At 65.6% G+C, this 17,135-nt stretch carries 14 protein-coding genes; 7 read left to right on the top strand and 7 right to left on the bottom strand.

All coding sequences use genetic code 11. The features are described 5' to 3' along the window. Window positions 1-79 precede the first annotated feature (79 nt). The 4 genes from B2G71_RS14195 to B2G71_RS14180 all read right to left on the bottom strand — a co-directional run bounded on the left by B2G71_RS14195 (window position 80) and on the right by B2G71_RS14180 (window position 6,368). Window positions 80-2,260 (bottom strand): TonB-dependent siderophore receptor, encoded by a 2,181-nt coding sequence (locus tag B2G71_RS14195; RefSeq protein ID WP_168176370.1) that lies wholly within the window; start codon window positions 2,258-2,260, stop codon window positions 80-82. A gap of 117 nt (window positions 2,261-2,377) precedes the next feature. Further along, complete coding sequence (locus B2G71_RS14190) at window positions 2,378-3,580, bottom strand: S41 family peptidase (RefSeq protein ID WP_240530167.1); 1,203 nt, start codon at window positions 3,578-3,580, stop codon at window positions 2,378-2,380. A 324-nt stretch (window positions 3,581-3,904) separates the two neighbouring features. After that, the gene (gene dgcA, locus B2G71_RS14185; RefSeq protein WP_168176368.1) at window positions 3,905-4,903 is read right to left on the bottom strand and encodes an N-acetyl-D-Glu racemase DgcA; all 999 of its coding nucleotides are present in this window, start codon (window positions 4,901-4,903) and stop codon (window positions 3,905-3,907) included. Window positions 4,904-4,973: 70 nt separating this feature from the next. Continuing rightward, entirely contained in the window at window positions 4,974-6,368 is a 1,395-nt protein-coding gene (locus tag B2G71_RS14180; protein ID WP_240530164.1) for a peptide MFS transporter, read from the bottom strand. Window positions 6,369-6,616: 248 nt separating this feature from the next. Here B2G71_RS14180 and B2G71_RS14175 point away from each other — a divergent pair, with 248 nt between their 5' ends. Next, window positions 6,617-7,600 carry an alpha/beta hydrolase gene (locus B2G71_RS14175; protein ID WP_098106938.1) on the top strand — a complete coding sequence of 328 codons (984 nt, stop codon included), beginning with the start codon at window positions 6,617-6,619 and terminating at the stop codon, window positions 7,598-7,600. Next, complete coding sequence (locus B2G71_RS14170; protein WP_168176367.1) at window positions 7,597-8,559, top strand: ornithine cyclodeaminase family protein; 963 nt, start codon at window positions 7,597-7,599, stop codon at window positions 8,557-8,559. The genes B2G71_RS14175 and B2G71_RS14170 overlap by 4 nt, the downstream gene beginning before the upstream one ends. Before the next feature lie 34 nt (window positions 8,560-8,593). Here B2G71_RS14170 and B2G71_RS14165 read toward each other — a convergent pair whose 3' ends face one another. After that, entirely contained in the window at window positions 8,594-9,580 is a 987-nt protein-coding gene (locus B2G71_RS14165; protein ID WP_098106935.1) for a pyridoxal-phosphate dependent enzyme, read from the bottom strand. Window positions 9,581-9,637: 57 nt separating this feature from the next. Further along, on the bottom strand, window positions 9,638-10,699 hold the full coding sequence (locus B2G71_RS14160) for a LysR family transcriptional regulator (RefSeq protein ID WP_098106933.1): 1,062 nt from the start codon (window positions 10,697-10,699) through the stop codon (window positions 9,638-9,640). 98 nt (window positions 10,700-10,797) lie between these two features. Between B2G71_RS14160 and B2G71_RS14155 the strand changes: the two genes are divergently transcribed. From B2G71_RS14155 to B2G71_RS14140, 4 genes are all read left to right on the top strand, one after another. Next, complete coding sequence (locus B2G71_RS14155; RefSeq protein ID WP_098106932.1) at window positions 10,798-11,925, top strand: alanine racemase; 1,128 nt, start codon at window positions 10,798-10,800, stop codon at window positions 11,923-11,925. A 62-nt stretch (window positions 11,926-11,987) separates the two neighbouring features. Then, complete coding sequence (locus tag B2G71_RS14150) at window positions 11,988-13,331, top strand: putative porin (protein ID WP_168176366.1); 1,344 nt, start codon at window positions 11,988-11,990, stop codon at window positions 13,329-13,331. Between the two features lie 72 nt (window positions 13,332-13,403). Further along, on the top strand, window positions 13,404-14,450 hold the full coding sequence (locus B2G71_RS14145; protein WP_168176365.1) for a PepSY-associated TM helix domain-containing protein: 1,047 nt from the start codon (window positions 13,404-13,406) through the stop codon (window positions 14,448-14,450). Beyond that, window positions 14,447-15,829 (top strand): amidase family protein, encoded by a 1,383-nt coding sequence (locus B2G71_RS14140; RefSeq protein WP_141521579.1) that lies wholly within the window; start codon window positions 14,447-14,449, stop codon window positions 15,827-15,829. Before B2G71_RS14145 ends, B2G71_RS14140 begins: the two co-directional genes overlap by 4 nt. Before the next feature lie 64 nt (window positions 15,830-15,893). Here the strand turns inward: B2G71_RS14140 and B2G71_RS14135 are convergent, their stop codons facing one another. Continuing rightward, a complete protein-coding gene (locus tag B2G71_RS14135; RefSeq protein ID WP_098106924.1) occupies window positions 15,894-16,565 on the bottom strand; it encodes an FMN-binding negative transcriptional regulator in 672 nt (223 codons plus the stop codon). A gap of 318 nt (window positions 16,566-16,883) precedes the next feature. Between B2G71_RS14135 and B2G71_RS23790 the strand changes: the two genes are divergently transcribed. After that, entirely contained in the window at window positions 16,884-17,108 is a 225-nt protein-coding gene (locus B2G71_RS23790; RefSeq protein ID WP_141521578.1) for a hypothetical protein, read from the top strand. The last annotated feature ends 27 nt before the right edge of the window (window positions 17,109-17,135 follow it).

Raw genomic sequence — 17,135 nt, 5'->3', positions numbered from 1 at the left:
CCGCAGCGGCAGCGCCGTCACGAAACGGGAAGCGGTGCCGCCGTCGCTGTCCCGGCGGCACCGTCCGGAAAGACCGGGCCTAGAAGCGTTTTCTCACGCTGGCACGGATCGTTCTTGCCGGATTGACTTGTATCCCGAAGGTGAAGCTGTTGAATACCGGCGTGTAGTACTTCTCGTTGAACAGGTTCGTCGCGGAGAGCTGGAAGCGCCAATCGTCGGTATCGTAAAAGATTCGGGTATCGACCTCCGTGAACGCGCCGAAATCGTACTCCGGATAATCGCCGTTCGTGTAGGTCAGATCGCTGCCGAACGTCTTGCGTCCCGACTTGTGGACAACCCCGCCGCCGACACCCAGGCCCTGAAGCGGGCCTGAGAGCAACTGGTAGGTCGAGAAGATCGACAGACCGAACTTCGGCGCGTTGTTGGGCCGGTATCCCTCGAAGCTTCCGTCCTCGAACTCGGCGTCGAGATAGGCGGTCGAAAGCAGCAGATCCCACCCTTCGGCGACTTCGCCTTGCAGCCCCAGTTCGATGCCCTGCGCGTGCTGCGTGCCGAGCGGAACGTAGAAGTTCGTCGTCCGGTCGTCCTGGGCGATGTTGGTTCGCTTCATGTCGAACAAGGCCAGCGTCGCAAGCAGGCGCTTGTCCAGCAGTTCGGCTTTCACCCCGATTTCGTATGCGGTGCCCTCTTCGGGATCGATCGGCTTGCCCGCCGGATTGTCCGGATCGGCCATATTGGCGCCCAGCGTCGGCTCGAACGTCTCGCCGTAGCTGGCATAGACGTTGATCTCCGGCGTCACGGCATACGTCGCGCCCAGTTGGAAGGTCAGCGCATCGTCGCCGGGGTGCTGAACGGTGAAGGGCAGCGCGAGATAGTCCTCGAAGGTTTCCAGACCACCCGACCCCAGCGATCCGCGATTGGACTTGTAGGTAATCTTGGTGTCGCTGTAGCGCGCGCCCAGCAGGAAGGTCAGCTTCTCGACCGGGCGAAGCAGCAGCTGCGCGGTGATGCCGAACTCTTTTTCGCGCAGGCGGTAGCCGCGAAAGTTGGTGAAGTCGCTGACGGCATAGCGCGGCGCGATCAGCGAGTAATCGGGCGAAAAGACATTGAAGCCCGCGGCTTCGGTGTCCTGCCCCTTGATCCGGCTGAAATCGTGATCGGAATAATCCGCGCTCACATAAAGTGTCTGCGCCTGCCCGAACGCCTCGATATCGCCATAGAGCTGGATCTCGCCCGCGAAGACCTCGTCTTCCTTGTCGTTCGCGTAGATCGAACTGTAGAACGTCGTTCCGTCCTTCAACGACAAGGGCTCTTCATCCGCGACGGAAACCTCGGTCACGTGATTGTACTGGCCGTTCATCCGCAAATGGAAATCGGGGCCGAAATCGTGCTCGGCGAGAACCTGAAGGAACAGCGCCTCCTTTTCCGCGTCATTCCATTCCTGGCCGAAGAAGGTCGAACGCGGCACGTCCGGGATCACGAGGTCCCCGGGTTCGATCGCGCCGAGGCTGTCGCCCAGCAATTGCAGGCCCATCCCGAAATGATAGCGATAGTCGTGCCGCTGCCAGTTCAGCCGCGCGGTAATCGTGGTGTCGGGGCCGATGTCGGCCTGAATGGTCGGCGTGAACAGCGAGACTTTCTTCTCGGCGACGTCGAGGAACGAGCCTTCGTCCATCAGCGCGCCGACGAAACGGAAGCGGAGCGATCCATCGTCGTTGAGCGGACCGTAAAAGTCCACTTCGCCGCGATAGTGATCGAAAGCGCCCGCTTCCAGCTTCAGTTCGCCGCCGAAATTTTTCTTCGGCATCTTGGAGATGGCGTTGAGCGTACCGGCAATGGAGTTCTGCCCGTACAGCGTCGAGGTCGCCCCCTTGACCACTTCGAAACGCTCGTACGGCGCCAGATCGAGGTTGATGTCCGCCGGCATGCGGAAGCCGTCGACCTTGATGGCGTTGACGCCCTGCTGGCGGAACCCGCGGTAGTAATTGCGCGGGAAGCTGTCGAGCGCGTGCGAACTCGCCCCTGATGCGTCGATCTTGTAGATGTCCTCGAAAGTTTCCATGCCCGCGAAATCGATCATGTCCCGGGTCACGGCCAGCACGGTTTGCGGCGTATCCTTGATATCGAGCGGAATCTTGGTCGCCGAAGAGGCGATATCGTATTGGAACTGAATGCCGGTCACGACAATCGCTTCCGAGCCCTGCCCCGGCGTGCCGGTGCTTTCCTCGCCCGCGTGCGCTTTCGCGGCAAAAAGCATCATCGAACTGATGGACGCGCCCAGCAGAAGCCGACTGCGACTGCCATTGTTACAAATCTTCCTCATTGCTGCCCCTATTGAATAAAGAGAGTTCTACTATTCCACCTGCCAGCTTTGTTCTTATTGTTGATTCGATTGAGATTTCTGGATCGAAATGGCCGCATCGACCCCCAGCCTCGTCCCCGTCAGGAGACCGCCGGGAACGTCGAGCGGAATGAACACGTCGGGCGGGATGCCGCTTCCCTCGTAGGAATGGCCGTCCGCGGCAAAATACCGCTCGCTGGTCAGCCCCACGTCCCAGCCATTGGGCAGGCGACCGCCGTTCCAGGCCAGGACGCCCGCGGTCCGCTCGCCGATCTGCAGCACTTGCGGGTTCGCCTTCATCGCCATCACCAGGCTTTCGCCCGAGCTGATGGTGGTCCCGCTGGTGAGCAGGTAGACCGGCTTGAGATAGGGGGCGCCGGTTTGCGGGCGGATCATCACGTCCTGCCGGGGAGCGAAAGAGCCGTCCTCCAGCATCGGTTCGATCGAAAAGGCAAGGCGGGGCACATCGGTGAAATAGCCGGCAACCGTCAGCGCCATGTTTTCCCAGCCGCCCGTATTGAACCGCAGATCGAAAACCAGCGCGTCGGTGTCGCCGAGATCGGCGAGGATCTCGTCCATCCTGAGGCGCGTCGCGGCGACGACTTGCGAGCCGCTGACCGCCTCTCGCGCGTGATCCGGCGGCGCCATTTGCAGGAAGTTGACGTAACCGATCCGGGGCGCGACCTTGCCCCAATAGACGATGCGGTCCGCATCGTGTTTCAGCGGGGCGATGCCGACCGAGGGCGCGACCCGTGTTTCGACAAAGCGGGCGATGAAGCCGCGAAAGTAATCCGACGAGGACCCGCCCGTCGCCAGCAATCCTTCGCGCGCCGCTATCGCCCCAACTTCGCGCGGGCCGCCGCCAAGATAGGTTCGTCCGCCTCCGGACAGACCGACGTGCCCGTCATTGAGCGGTGCGACCATTTCTGTCAGCAGCGCGAACAGTTCGGACGCGCTGGTCCCGGCGGAAACGCGCGGACGCAAGGCGCGATAGCGCGCATTCCAGTCCACGCCGCGCAGATCGAAACTGGCGTAGGCTTCCTGAAACAGGCGAAAGAATGCCTCGAAGTTCGCCACCGGATCGTCCGTGCGCCCCGCGGAGCACCGCTCGGGAAGCGCGGCGAGACGATCGAACGTGTAACGGGTCTCCTCGCCTTCGCGGTGAAGCCGCAGTACGTCGCCCGCGCGCTCGATGCGATCGTAGGCCTGCGGCCAGCGCTCCGCCGGCGCGGAATCCATTTTCACGCAGGCCACCCTGGTGAAACTGTAGGTCGTGTACCGATCCGGTCCGACCGCGAGGAGCCACGCATAGCCTCTCGCCCGCCATATGCCCTCCGGCGGGGACGCTGCGCCAGCGGATGCGGACGCCGCCGTCACCAGCAAGACGAGCATTCCCGCACAGGTTCTGGGATCGAGACTGAACCGCATTTGCTCAGAGTGTGGTATGCGGGCGAGAAATTTCCTGCGAACATCACGATCCGAAGGGCAGTAATCTCCCGAAGACCCGAGCGCCGGCGCAGCAATCCCAAGAACGCCGCCGGCTAGGCCGCACGAGCCAGGCGATCACCCCCACAGCCCGGAAGGCACCGGCATCAACAGGCCGCGCGCATAGTCCACGCACGGCGTCCGGTCCGCGCCGATCAGGAGCGGGCCGTCGAGATCTACCCATTCGCACCCCTGCGCCACGAGCATGGCGGGCGCCATCGCGAGCGACGTACCAAGCATGCAGCCGACCATGACCGACATGCCCGCCTCCCGCGCGGCGGCTTTCAGCCGCAATGCCTCGGTAACGCCCCCGGTCTTGTCGAGCTTGATATTGACGCCGTCATAGCGTCCGCCAAGCGCGCGGACATCCGCCGCGACATGGCAGGATTCGTCCGCGACGACCGGCACGGGCCGGTCGATGCCGGCCAGAACAGCGTCGTTCGCCGCCGGTAGCGGCTGCTCGACCATCTCCACCCCTTCGGCCGCGAACGCCGCCAGGAACCCGGTGACCTGATCGGGGCTCCACGCCTCGTTGGCGTCGACGATCAGCCGGGCGTCGGGGCGCGCGGACCGAACCGCGCGCACCCGCTCGACGTCGCAAGTCCCGTCGAGCTTGAGTTTGAGCAAGGCGAAGTCGCGCGCTTCGGCCACGGCGCGCCGCGCCATCTCCGCAGGCGAGGACAGATCGAGCGTAAAGGCACACTGCAGCGGCTCGGGCCGCGAAAGCTTCAGCATCCGCCAGGCTTCGGTACCCGACATGCGGGCCTGCAGATCGCGGAACGCACAGTCGAGCGCATTACGCGCCGCGCCCGGAGGCATCATCGGTTCCATCGTGGCCCACTGGTCCGCCGTCACCACCCGCGACAGCCATGTCCGGGCGTCGCGAACCACTTGTTCCGGGCTCTCGCCGTAGTGCGGCACGGGGCAGCTTTCGCCCACCCCTTCGCAATCGCCCGACCGCAAGCGGACGACGACGAGATCGACCGCCGTCTCGCTGCCTCTGGCGATGACGAACGGACGAGCGAGATGCCATCGTTCGATGGCGACTTGCGAGATGATCGGGTGAGATTCGGACATGGCACGAGGCTCCGCGAATGCATGGCGGTGGATGGGAAAGGCGCTTTTGACCGGGAAAGCGCGGCTGCGTTCACCGGCTTGCTTCCGGCCCGCTTCGGGGCGATGGTTTCTCTGCCGACCGGGCAAATCCGCGCAACTGCCACAAGAGGAGGGCTGCCACCGCACAGATCGAAGCGATGAGCGCGAAGAACTGCGGCGTGCTCAGCGATTGCCACAAGGTGCCGACCGCCCCCGCCGCGAGATTGCCCGCAAAGCCCGCGCCGAACCAGGCCGCGATGCTGGTGGCGGCGAAGCCCGCCGGCGCGAGGCGCCCGAACAGGCCGAGGCCGACCGGCAGAATGAACAGCTCGCCCAGCGTCAGCAAGGCAAGCGCAAAAACCAGCCACGACCAGTGCGTACCGTGCTCGCCGCCGCTCATCGCCGCGGGGATCAACACCAGATAACCCGCGCCGACGGTCATCGCACCCAGCGCCATTGTCGGCGTCGAAGGGGATGCGTCGGGACCGTGCCCTTTCGTGAGCCTGAAGCGCAGCAGCAGCGGGGTGAACAGAAACACGAAAAGCGGGTTCAGCGATTGAAACCAGGTCATCGGAATGACGAACCCGCCGATATGCCGGTCCACACCCTGCTCCGCCCACAACGCGAACGTATTGCCGAGCTGCTCATAGGCGCTCCGAAACACCACCACCGCGGCGGCAACCCCGGCAAAGAGGCGCAGCGTCCGCCGCAATGCCACCGGATCGAGCGGAATGCCGCCCCGCGCCTTGGGTTGCAGCAGCGGGTCCGGCGGCAGCGTGGCGCGCCCGAGCACGAACGTCGCAAGCCCCAGCAGCATCCCCACCCCCGCGGCGGCGAAGCCCCAATGCCAGCCCAGCGTTTCGCCGAGCGTTCCGCAGATCAGCGGCGCGAGAAACCCGCCGAGGTTTATCCCGACGTAGTAAACATAGTAGGCATTGCCCTGACGGGGATCGTCAGGGGCGTAAAGATCACGGATCTGGCTCGGCAGACTCGGCTGGAACAGTCCGTTGCCCAGCGCGATCATCCCCAGCGCCGGATAGAACAGCGCCTCCGAAGCGAGCATGAAGTGGCCGAGCGACATCATGAGCCCGCCCGTCACCACCGATTTGCGCCTGCCGAGATACCGGTCGCAGGCAATGCCGCCGAAGATCGGCGTCAGGAAGATGAAGGCCGTGTAGACCCCGTAGACAAGCGAAGCATGGTGCTGCTCGAACCGTAGCTGGTGGATCATGTAATAGACCAGCAGCGCCCGCATTCCGTAATAGGAGAACTGCTCCCACATCTCGGTCAGGAACAGGACGGAAAGACCGCGCGGATGGCCGAACCATTCGCGCGGCCGCGGGCGCTGGTCGGAACAGGCGGCAAGCGCGGATGCACCTTCTGGAGGAACAGCCGGGTCGTGCGGTGACGTCGATCTCATCGCTTCATGGTATGTGCGGCGCGCCACGTTTACGGCCGCATTGCCACCCGCGATCGGGATATTGCAGCCTTTAGTGCGCCCGGTTCGGTGGCAATGCCCGCAAGCGGGGTTCCCGTTTTGCCGCCCCCCCTCATGCCGTCATTAGGACGAATGGCGCGACACTGTCTGCGGCCCGCCCTATCGCTGCGGCACGGCTCGACCGGCGGCGCCGCGCCGCTAGCGATGGGCCCGTTCCTGGCCACTTTTCGGCACAAGTCACTTGATGGAAACCGCAGATGGAAGCGCCAGCGCTCGACCCGGAAATCGCCCGTTTCGTTGACCTGTTGCGCGATCGCTGGGCGCAATATCCCCCGCTGTCCGGCGTCTCCCCATCCAAGGCCCGCAGGATTGCCGACCTCGTGCGCGCGCCTTTCGCCAGCGGCGGCCCCGCGATGGCCAGCATCACGGAAAGGCGGCTTTGCCTCGCCGACGGGGCGCTGAAGATCCGGGTTTACGATCCCGGCCTCGCGCACCCCGCGCCGCTGATGCTCTATTTCCATGGCGGCGGCTTCATGATGTGCAGCCTCGACACGCATGACCGGCTGATGCGCGAATATGCGGCCGCTGGCCGGTTTCTGGTCGTCGGCGTCGATTATCCGCTGGCGCCCGAAGCGCGGTACCCGGTCGCGCTCGACCGCTCGGTCGGACTGGTCGACTGGCTGCTGGCGGGAGGGGCCGAGTCGATCGGTGGCGATCCCGCGCGCATGGCGGCCGGGGGAGATTCTGCGGGCGGCAATCTCTCGCTCGCGCTCGCGCTGCGGCTGCGCGACCGGGGCCAGCCGGACGTGCTGTCCTGCCTGCTGCTCAATTACGGCGGGTTTACCGGGCGATGTTCCGACGCCGCCGAAGCGCGTTTCGGCGGCCCGGGCTCGGTCATGGACCGCGCCGAAGTCGAATTCTTCCTGTCGAATTACCTGGGCGACGGGCGCGTGCATATCGACGACCCTTATGCCTGCCCGATTGCAGCCGACTTCGCCGGCCTGCCGCCTGCCTTCCTGGTCATTCCCGAATGCGACATTCTTTCCGAGCAGAGCCACGCGGTCGCGGCCGGGATACGAGCCGCGGGCGGGCAGGCTGACGACAAGGTCTATCCCGGCGCCGCGCACAGCTTTCTCGAAGCCATGTCGATGGCCGGCATCGCCCGCGAGGCCGTGGCCGACGGCGCGAACTGGGTCGCGCAATGGCTGGCCCCCAACAAGCAAGGAACGAACGACAGATGATAGAGCTGATCGACGGCGAAACCGCCCGCGAGCTGGTAAGCCATGCCGATGCGATCGCGGCGATGCGGGCCGCGCTCGCCGCATTCCATCGCGGCGATGCGCTGCTCTTTCCCTCCATGCGCGGACAAGGCTCCGACCCGTCCACGCGGTTCGGCGTGAAGGCCGCCTATGACAGCGCGAGCGGCTATCCGGGGCTCAAGATCGGCAGCTTCTGGCCCGACAATCGCCAGGCCGGCCTGCCCAGCCACGGCTCAACGACGATCCTGCTCGACGACAAGACCGGCTTTCCCTGCGCCATCGTCGAGGCGACCTGGCTCAACGCATTGCGAACGGCGGCGTCGGACGCCGTCGGCGTGGACCTGCTGGCGCGGCCCGATGCATCGCGTCTAGCCGTCGTCGGCACGGGCAATCAGGCCTATCACGACGTGCTCGCCATCACGCTGGTGCGGCCGCTTGCCGAAATCGCGGTCTGCGGCCGGAGCGACGAACAGACGCTGCGACTGGTCCGGCGTCTTGCCGAAGCCGGGATCGCGGCACGTGCGGCCACACCGGAAACCGCGCTTCCCACCGCCGACATCGTCGTGACCGCCACCGCATCGCGCGCGCCGTTGTTCGCGGCGGGGCTGATCGGCCCCGGCACGCATATTTCAACGATGGGCGCGGACGGCCCCGGAAAACAGGAATTGCCGCCCGAACTGTCACGTAGAGCCGCGCTGTTCGCCGACGCACCGGCTCAGTCGCTGGAAATCGGAGAATTCCAGTATCTTGCGGCCACCCCTTGCGCAGATCGGATCGTGCCGATCGGTGCGGTCATCAATGGCGATTCCCCCGGTCGCACCGCCGCCGACATGATCACGATCTACGACAGTTCGGGCATCGGCATTCAGGACATCGCGATTGCAGCGCTGGTGCTCGATCGCGCCCGCGAGGCCGGAAGGGTTCGGCAGGTTCCGTTCTGAGACGCGCTCTCCCGGCGGAGGAGACGCGGCAGCGCTATCGAGACTCGGGCGCGCGCTGCCACGGCAGCAGACCGAGATCGACATTGCCCCCCGTGAGGATGACGCCCACTTTCGCGTCGCGCAGATCGAACTTGCGTTCGAGCAGGGCGGCGACGGGCACGGCGCTGCTCGGCTCGATGACGATCTTCATGATTTCCCAGACAAGCCGCATCGCTTCGACGATCGCCTGCTCGCTCACGGTGGCGAAATCATCGAGCAACGCGCGCAGGATCGGCAGGTTGAGATCGCCCAGCGTGGTGCGCAAGCCGTCCGCGATGGTATCGGGCGGATCGCCCGGATCGAGCGTTCCGCCCGACCATGAGCGCCAGGCGTCGTCGGCCTGCGCGGGCTCGGTGGCGAGGATGCGGATCGACGGCGCCATCGCCCGCGCCGCCGTGGCGGTTCCGGCCATCAGTCCGCCACCGCCCACCGGTGCCATCACGGCATCGAGCGCCGGATAGTCCTCGATCAGTTCCATCGCCGCCGTCCCCTGCCCCGCAATGACCAGCGGATCGTTGTAGGGATGAACGAGCGTGGCGCCGCGTTCCTCGACCAGCCCGGCCGCCGCCGCTTCGCGCGCGGCGATGGTCGGGGCACAGAAATGGACTTCTCCGCCCAGCCGGCGGACCGACATCACTTTCGCCGCCGGAGCGTTCTCCGGCATGACGATTGCCGCGGTGCTCCCCCGGCTGGACGCCGCAAGCGCAAGCGCCGCGGCATGATTTCCGGACGAATGTGTCACCACGCCCGCCGCGGCGCGTTCATCGTCCAGCGACAGGACGGCGTTATGCGCGCCGCGCGCCTTGAAAGCGCCGATCCGTTGCAGGTTCTCGCATTTGAAGAAGACTTGCGCGTCGAGGATGGCATTCAATCTGCGCGAGGTCAGAACCGGCGTGCGATGGACGTATCCGGCGATCCGACGGGAAGCGGCGACAACGTCGTCGAAAGAGATGGCCAGCGATTCGCGATTTTGGTCGATCATGCCGCCCCATGACAATTCGTGCGGCACGGCGGAACCGGCGAAACGCTATTGGGGTGATTAGCCGATCGTGCAGGCGCTGCCGTTTTTGGCCGAAACGCATGCCATGGCCCGGGTCTGGCTTTGCTCCATCTTGTCGACGAGCCAGCTCGCGAACTTGCGCACGGGCGATTGCGCGTTGCCGGGACGATTGGCCATTATACGATATTGCGCGCCCGCAACGGGCGGCAGATCGCTTGCGGGAACCAGTTCGCCCGATTCCATCAGGCCGGCAACGATCACCGTGCGCCCGATCGCGACGCCCTGCCCGCAACGGGCCGCGTGGTATGCGAGGTGGGCCAGGTTGAATTGCCGTTCGGCAATCGCATGGTCACGCCATAGCGGGCTGGCCTTGCTCCATTCCTGCCATTCGAAATCCCTCGGGCCGCCCACCCACGGGACGTTGTCGTGCAGCCGGGTGATCGCGGCAGCTCCCCCCACCGCCTCGCCCGCCGTTTCCATTGTCTCGCGATAGTCGCGCGAACAGACCGGCAGGATCAGTTCCTGAAAGCTCGCCAGTTGCTGCAGGTCTCCGGGCTGGTCGAGGCGGTAATCGACGATGATGTCGATCCCCTCCTCCTCCATGCGCTCCACGCTGGGCATGGCGATGTCCGCGCGGATGAACAGTTCGACATCGGGATGTCGGTCATAGAACTCGTCGAGCAGCGGAACGAGCCACTGGGTGGCGAGCGACGGAACGCAGCTCACCACCAGCGAACGACGCTGCACGCGATCGAACCGGCTGAGCACGTTGGTCAGCGTCAGCGCGGTTTCGTTCATCGCCTGCAGCATCGCTTCCCCCGCGTCGGTCAGCACCAGACCGCCGTTCTGGCGGGAGAACAGCAAGGTTCCGAGCCGGCCTTCGAGGCGGAGCACGCGCTGGCTCACCGCCCCTTGCGTAACCCCCAGCTTGCGGGCCGCCGACGTGAAAGACCGCGACCGGGCGGCCGCGCGAAAAATCCACAAATCGGAGAGCATCTGGGGATCGAGACGATTGCTGTCCTGCTCGTCTCGCGGGGCGGGATCGGTCATCATTCCATGGTATGGCGCCGCCATGAAGCTGGCAACCGCCGCCTTCGCCATTGCTAATCGCTATGGCTCCATTAGCCTTTAACCCTTGCCGCAGCGCGATCCCGCGCGGCAATGATGCACTCTCTTCAATTCGCCATTTCGAGCCGGTTATGCAGTCCGCCAGCCTAGACAGCCTTTTCACGCCCGCCTTGCTTCTCGATCGCGCGCGCATGCTCGCCAATATCGAACGCATGCGTGCGCAGGCCGCCCGGTTTCCGCATGTCAGGCTTCGCCCGCACTTGAAGACCAACAAGTGCATCCCGGTCGCGCGAATGGTCGCCGGGGAAGACGATCCGATAACCGTTTCCACGCTTCAGGAAGCGGAGCGTTTTCATCAGGCCGGCTATCGCGACATTCTCTATGCCGTCGGCATCGCGCCGGCCAAGCTCCCCCGGGTGGCGGCGCTGATCCGCGCGGGCGCGCAGATGACGATCATTCTCGACAGTCTCGCCACCGCCGAAGCCGTGGCGGAATTTGCCGGCCGCGAGGAACTGGCGGTGCCGACTCTGATAGAGATCGACACCGACGGACATCGCGGCGGTCTCAGCCCGGACGATCCTCTGATCGTGGAGATCGGGCGCAGGCTCGGCCCGAATCTCGTCGGCGTGCTAACTCACGCCGGAGGTTCCTACGATGCCCGCACGCACGAGGAGATCCGTCGCTACGCGCGCATGGAGCGGGACGGCATCGTGGCCGCTGCAACGATGCTGCGCGACGCGGGCCTGACATGCAAGATCGTCAGCATGGGTTCGACGCCGACAGCCCTTTTCGCGGAAAGCCTGGACGGCGTGACCGAGCTTCGCGCCGGTGTCTACGTCTTTCAGGATCTGGTGATGGCCGGAGTAAGTGCTTGCACCGTCGACGAAATCGCGATCAGCGTGCTCACCAGCGTCATCGGCCACAAGCCCGAGCGAGGCTGGCTGCTGGTGGACGCCGGATGGATGGCAATGTCACGCGACCGGGGCACTCAGAACCAAGCGATGGACATGGGCTTCGGCCTCGTGTGTGACCGTTACGGCACGCCGATCGGGGATCTGGTGATCTCTTCGGCCAATCAGGAGCATGGCATCATCACCAGCCGCTCGGGGCAGCCGATCGACCCGGACCGGTTCCCGATCGGAACCCGGCTGCGCATCCTGCCCAATCACGCTTGCGCCACCGCCGCTCAGTTCCCCGCGTACAATGTGATTGCCGACGGGCTGGTGGTCGCTCGCTGGGAGCGCTTTTCACACTGGTAAGCCGCCCGGCAAATCAGGAAGAACCTATGCGATCCCTTGTCCCGAAGCCCCGGCTTCGAGCGATGAACCCTGCGCGCGCCAAATCGCGCGTCCGAATCGGCGCGATGCTGCTGCTCGGCGCTTCGGTGCTCACGCCGGTTCGCGCGGCGGCGCAAGACGCGGCGGGGGACGTCGAAGCTTTGCAGCGCAAGGTTGCCGAGCAGGACGCGCGCATCGCGGAACTCGAACGGACCGTACGCGGTCTGGCCGCCGCGAACCAGGCCCCGGCGACACGGGGCGAGGCCTTCGCGGCCACGTATCGGGCTCCAGTCGTTGCGAGCCCGGCATCGCCCGCCGCCGCCCCGCCGTTTCCGGCGCAAGGCGTCCGTCCGGCAACCGAACCGTCTCGGCTTTCCGTCTCCGGCGACTTGCGGCTGCGGCAGGAATTCAACTGGTCGGACAAGGACGCACGCGATCGTTCGCGAACCGTGATGCGCGCGCGGCTTGGCGCCCGCTATGCGCTCGACCGTAACGTTACCGTCGGCGCGCGCCTCGTGACCGGCGATCCCGACGACCCCAATACAGCCGACGTGACCGTGGGCGATTTCGTCGACGACCTGACCGTCAGTCTCGACCGGGCCTATGTCGAAGCGCGCTTCGGCGACCTGTTGCTGACCGGCGGCAAGTTCGCCCTTCCCCTTCGCGGCACCGAGCTTGTCTGGGACGGGGACTTCAACCCCGAAGGTCTCGGCGCCAGCGTCTCCGCTCCGCTCGGCAGCAGGGGTCTGAAAGCGGAAGCGACCGCGCTCTATTCGATCGTTTCTGAGGCGGCGGGCGGCCACGGCAGCGATATGCTCGGTGGGCAGGTAACCCTCGGCGGCCGGCTTTCGCCGTTTTGGTCCGCCAGTCTTACGGCAGGCTACTACGATTATCACCTCTCAGCGCTCGCCGGGGCGGATGCCGGCGACTTCCGCTCCAACCTGCGCGCGCGCGATGGCAGCTATCTCTCGGACTTCGACCTGCTCGACGTGATCGCCATCGCGCGGTTCGACGGGTTCGGCGTCGACTGGCCGGTCTCGGCAACCGCCGAGACAGTTCACAACTTCGGCGCCGCGACCGGCGCGGACACCGGCTATTTCGCGCAGCTCAGCGCGGGAAGCACCGCGCAAGCTGGCGGGCTGCGGATGAGCTATGGCTATATGCAGGCCGAAGCGGACGCGGTCTTCGCAGCGTTCAGCCACGACAACATCGGCCTCGCCACAAGTTACCGGCTGCACCAGATCGCACTCGATTACGCGTTGCGCGCAAACACACAGCTAAACCTGATCCTTTATCACTATCGCCCGCTTGCCTCGGACCCGGCCAGTCCGGGCGCTGCGAGGGACTGGCTCGACAGGCTGCGGCTCAATGCCGTCTTCGCGTTCTGAGCGCGACATGCCGCCAACGCACGAGCACGCAAAAGTGACGCCGCGATGCTGACGGCAGGAACGCGGCGGCGAATGGCAACGCTGCATCGCCAACTCGGACTGGCGGCAGGCGTGCTCTGGCTGTTTCAGGCGACTACCGGGACGCTGATCGTGTTCCACTGGGAACTGAGCGATCTTTCGGCATCCGCGGCGCACCGACCCACCGACCTTGGGGCGATCGGGCAGCGGATCGCTGCCGTCAATTCAGACGGCTCGGGCCGCCGGGTAACCGCCCTGTGGACCAGCGACGGGCTCGCCGACCGGTTCGACATGTTCATTTCGGGCTCCGCGACGCGAGCCGGAGAAACGATCCGGATCGCCGGGGACGGCGCGCCCTTGCGCGTGCGACCCGAAGGCGCGCGCGGCGTGACCGGAACACTGGTGAGCCTGCACCACGATCTGCTTGTCCCGCCGTTCGGACGGTGGCTTCTCGGCGTCAGCGGCTTGCTGCTGCTGAGCAATCTGGCGGTGGGCCTGGCCATGGCGCTGCCGCGGACGGGAACCTGGCGCAAGGCCCTCGTGCCGCGCAAAGCCGGCCCCCTGCCCACTCGGCTCTACGGCTGGCATCGCGCCATCGGCCTGATTGCCGCCTTGCCTGCCCTGCTGACGGTGGGCTCCGGCGTGCTCCTCGCCTTCAACAAGCCGATTGAAAGCCTCGCCGGGATCGACGACCCGGCGCTCGCTAGTCCGACCGTGCCCCACGGCGGCGACATCGGCCTTGCCGAGGCGGTGCACCGCGCCCTGGCCGAAATCCCCGGAAGCACTCTGACGGCGGTAAAGCTGCCAACCGAGACCGACCGGACCTACGCGGTGCGACTGAAGGAGCCCGGCGAACTGGCGCGCGCCTACGGCGCCAGCATGGTGTTCGTCGACGCGGGGACCGGAACGGTGCGAGGCCGCTTCCCCGCCAGCGAAATGTCGGGACCGCAAGCCCTCATGGCAGCGCTGTTTCCGCTGCACAGCGGCGGAGCGGGAGGCACGGCGGGACGCGTGCTGGTGCTGGCGGTCGGGCTGTGGCTGGCGACGATGACGGTGACCGGGTGGCTGCTGTGGCGGGCCCGGAAAGTCCGCAGACCATGAACGCAAACGATCTGCGCGCGATCAGCGTACTGGACGCGCACGGTCAGGCCGAACTCGTCCGCAAACGCGAAGTGCCGCCAACCGCGCCGGTCGACGCCGCGATTGCGCGGATCGAGGAAATGGACCCCGGCGTGAACGCAGTGAGCCATCGTGCGTTCGGCCATGCGCGCGAAGCGGCCGCGACGGTCGATCGCAATGCCCCGATGGCCGGCGTGCCCTATCTGCTGAAGGCCTCGATGGAGTATCCCGGGTTCCCGCTTGTCTCGGGATCGCGATCGCGCCTGACCGCCGTCGGCCGACGCAAGTTTCCCTTTGTCCGCCGGATGGATGAGGCCGGGCTCGTTCCCTGCGGCATGTCCTGCATGCCCGAATTCGGCCTGATGGGAACCAGCGAGGCGCTGCTTTACGGCCCGACGCGAAATCCCTGCCAGCCGGACCGGGGCAGCGGCGGCTCCAGCGGCGGCGCCGCCGTGGCGGTAGCCACCGCGATGGTGCCGTTCGCAACGGCGAGCGATGGCGGCGGCTCCATCCGGATTCCGGCGGCGCACTGCGGGATAATCGGCTTCAAACCCGGCCGGGGGTGGAACCTGCGCGCGCGTGGGCCGTCGCTTGTCGACGATCTGCTGACGAGTGACGCGCTCTATGGCCGCTCGATGCGCGATACCATCTGGGCCGCGCAATTCCTGCGCGCACAGCCGCCCGGCGCAACGCGTCCGGAACGAGAATTGCGCATCGCGCTGTACCCGATCGGCCTTGACGGCCTGCCGCCCGCACCGGACGTGGCCGCCGCGCTGACCAAGGCCGGCGCATTGTGCGAAGCGCTCGGTCACCATGTGGAACCTTCGCAACCGCCGCTCGACGGGGCGGCCATCCGCCGGGCATTCGAAACGCTGTGGGTTCACGCTGCCGGAGAGGTCTTCGATCGCACGCCGGAACCCGCGAAAGCCCTGCTGGAACCGTGGACGCTGGGGTTGGCCGCCCTGCGTGAAACGGTGAACCCGGAAACGCTTGCCGAAGCCCTGTCCTGTTCGGACGCCATGCACCGCGATCTGGAACGCTTCTGGCGGCGCTTCGACATGGTGCTGAGCCCGGTAGCCAGCGACACGGCTCCTCCGCTCGGCCAGTTGGCCCCGGACCGGCCATTCGAAGCGCTGTGGGCCGATCACTTTCGACATGTGAACTACACCCAGTTGCAGAATATCGGCGGCTTTCCCGCGATCTCCTTACCCCTGTTCCGCTGCGACCAAGGCCTGCCCGTCGGCGCGATGTTCTGGACAGCGCGCGGCGGGGACGACGCGCTACTCGGGCTGGGACTGATGCTGGAAGAAGCCGTGGGCTGGACGGATCGTAAGGTTCAAATACCACGGCCCGAGGCGTGATCGACCGCTTTGGAACCGGTCATGCGTCCCTCGTCGTTGACCGCCGCGACCGACGATCCGACCACTAGCCACCCGCCAGCCGGTCTCGATTGAAGCGGTGCATCCACGCTTTCAGATCGCCATCGGGCAGATTCGCGAGAATGCTCCGCAACGTATCGGGCCGCTCATCCTGTCCGAGCTTGAAGCGTCCCTCCAAGCGGCACACAGACGCCCGGAAGCCGACGATCCGGGAGCGCAGGGAGTCGTAGCGCCCGCCCAGCTCGGCCGGGCTCCACGGCATTTCCGCCCCCGCCTCCATTTTGTCTGCGAGCAGATCGAGAGCCTGCTCCGTCAGAGCCGGTTCCACTGCGATTTCGGCCTCGATCCGCAGGTTGGCATAGTTCCATGTCGCCGCCCAATCGCGACGACCGGCATATGCTGGCGAGATATATCCGCTCGGACCGGAAAAAAGGATCGTCGCGCGCGGACTCGCGGCAAAAGCGGCGCCAAGCGGGTTGCTGACCGCGAAATGGCCGATCAGCTCCGTAAGACGATCAGCCGCATCGAAGACACCCACCAGCGGCAAGTGCGCAGCTTCGTCTCCGTCCACCGAGCAGACCCAAGCCAGCGGATAGTCCTCGATCAGGATTCGCACATCGACGTCACCATAAACCGCGAACGGCGATGCGGCCGGTCTCGCGGCGCTGCCTACGCGCCCACGTTTCTCGCCGCTTTCAGAATGGGATACATCGCTCATCGTCGGCTTATTCCCACTATCTCAACGGCGAACACGCGCCGAAATGGTGCTGTCATCCCAAAGCAAACTCGTGTCCAACTGCCATGCCTCGGCTTTCGCGAGCGCGCGCTCAGTTCTCCAGGATTTGCCACTCGGCCAAGGCGGCTGAGCGACGCTACTCGTAAGTCTGTCGATCGACGAGCTGGCGTCCTGGCTGAAATGGTTGTGCAGAGATGCATGGACTGAGGCGGACTTTTATAGCGACTTCACCTGTCGAAATCGCGGCATCGCACGTTTTCGTCGTCGGAATGGAAGAGAGCAGGTCTTCGACATTCCGTCATGACCACGGAAAGCGAACACGCATCCGCACGACCAGCCGGACCACTTCGGGCGGCGATTCGCGGCATCGCAAAGGCGTCACGGCGGGAGGAATCCACCGCGTCCCAGGCGGCGCGGGCCGTGCGGTTTGCGTTTCTGACGCCATCGGTGGTGGAGGCGATCCTCACCGGGCGCCATGCGCTCTCGTCGACTGGCGAGCAGGACACAGCCATCAATTGCGATTGACTCGCAATATCATATTTCATAGGCGGC

This window comes from Novosphingobium sp. PC22D (assembly GCF_002556635.1).
Lineage (GTDB): Bacteria > Pseudomonadota > Alphaproteobacteria > Sphingomonadales > Sphingomonadaceae > Novosphingobium.
Note: the sequence above shows the minus strand (reverse complement) of the source record. Positions and strands in the feature narration are given on the sequence as shown.

Excerpts from the sequence above, each read along its gene's own strand:
- B2G71_RS14195 (WP_168176370.1), bottom strand. The coding sequence starts at position 2,260 with ATGATGCTTTTTGCCGCGAAAGCGCACGCGGGCGAGGAAAGCACCGGC.
- B2G71_RS14160 (WP_098106933.1), bottom strand. The coding sequence starts at position 10,699 with ATGGCGAAGGCGGCGGTTGCCAGCTTCATGGCGGCGCCATACCATGGA.
- B2G71_RS14170 (WP_168176367.1), top strand. The coding sequence starts at position 7,597 with ATGATAGAGCTGATCGACGGCGAAACCGCCCGCGAGCTGGTAAGCCAT.
- B2G71_RS14145 (WP_168176365.1), top strand. The coding sequence starts at position 13,404 with ATGGCAACGCTGCATCGCCAACTCGGACTGGCGGCAGGCGTGCTCTGG.
- B2G71_RS14175 (WP_098106938.1), top strand. The coding sequence starts at position 6,617 with ATGGAAGCGCCAGCGCTCGACCCGGAAATCGCCCGTTTCGTTGACCTG.
- dgcA (WP_168176368.1), bottom strand. The coding sequence starts at position 4,903 with ATGTCCGAATCTCACCCGATCATCTCGCAAGTCGCCATCGAACGATGG.
- B2G71_RS23790 (WP_141521578.1), top strand. The coding sequence starts at position 16,884 with ATGACCACGGAAAGCGAACACGCATCCGCACGACCAGCCGGACCACTT.
- B2G71_RS14165 (WP_098106935.1), bottom strand. The coding sequence starts at position 9,580 with ATGATCGACCAAAATCGCGAATCGCTGGCCATCTCTTTCGACGACGTT.
- B2G71_RS14155 (WP_098106932.1), top strand. The coding sequence starts at position 10,798 with ATGCAGTCCGCCAGCCTAGACAGCCTTTTCACGCCCGCCTTGCTTCTC.
- B2G71_RS14140 (WP_141521579.1), top strand. The coding sequence starts at position 14,447 with ATGAACGCAAACGATCTGCGCGCGATCAGCGTACTGGACGCGCACGGT.
- B2G71_RS14190 (WP_240530167.1), bottom strand. The coding sequence starts at position 3,580 with ATGGATTCCGCGCCGGCGGAGCGCTGGCCGCAGGCCTACGATCGCATC.
- B2G71_RS14150 (WP_168176366.1), top strand. The coding sequence starts at position 11,988 with ATGAACCCTGCGCGCGCCAAATCGCGCGTCCGAATCGGCGCGATGCTG.
- B2G71_RS14135 (WP_098106924.1), bottom strand. The coding sequence starts at position 16,565 with ATGAGCGATGTATCCCATTCTGAAAGCGGCGAGAAACGTGGGCGCGTA.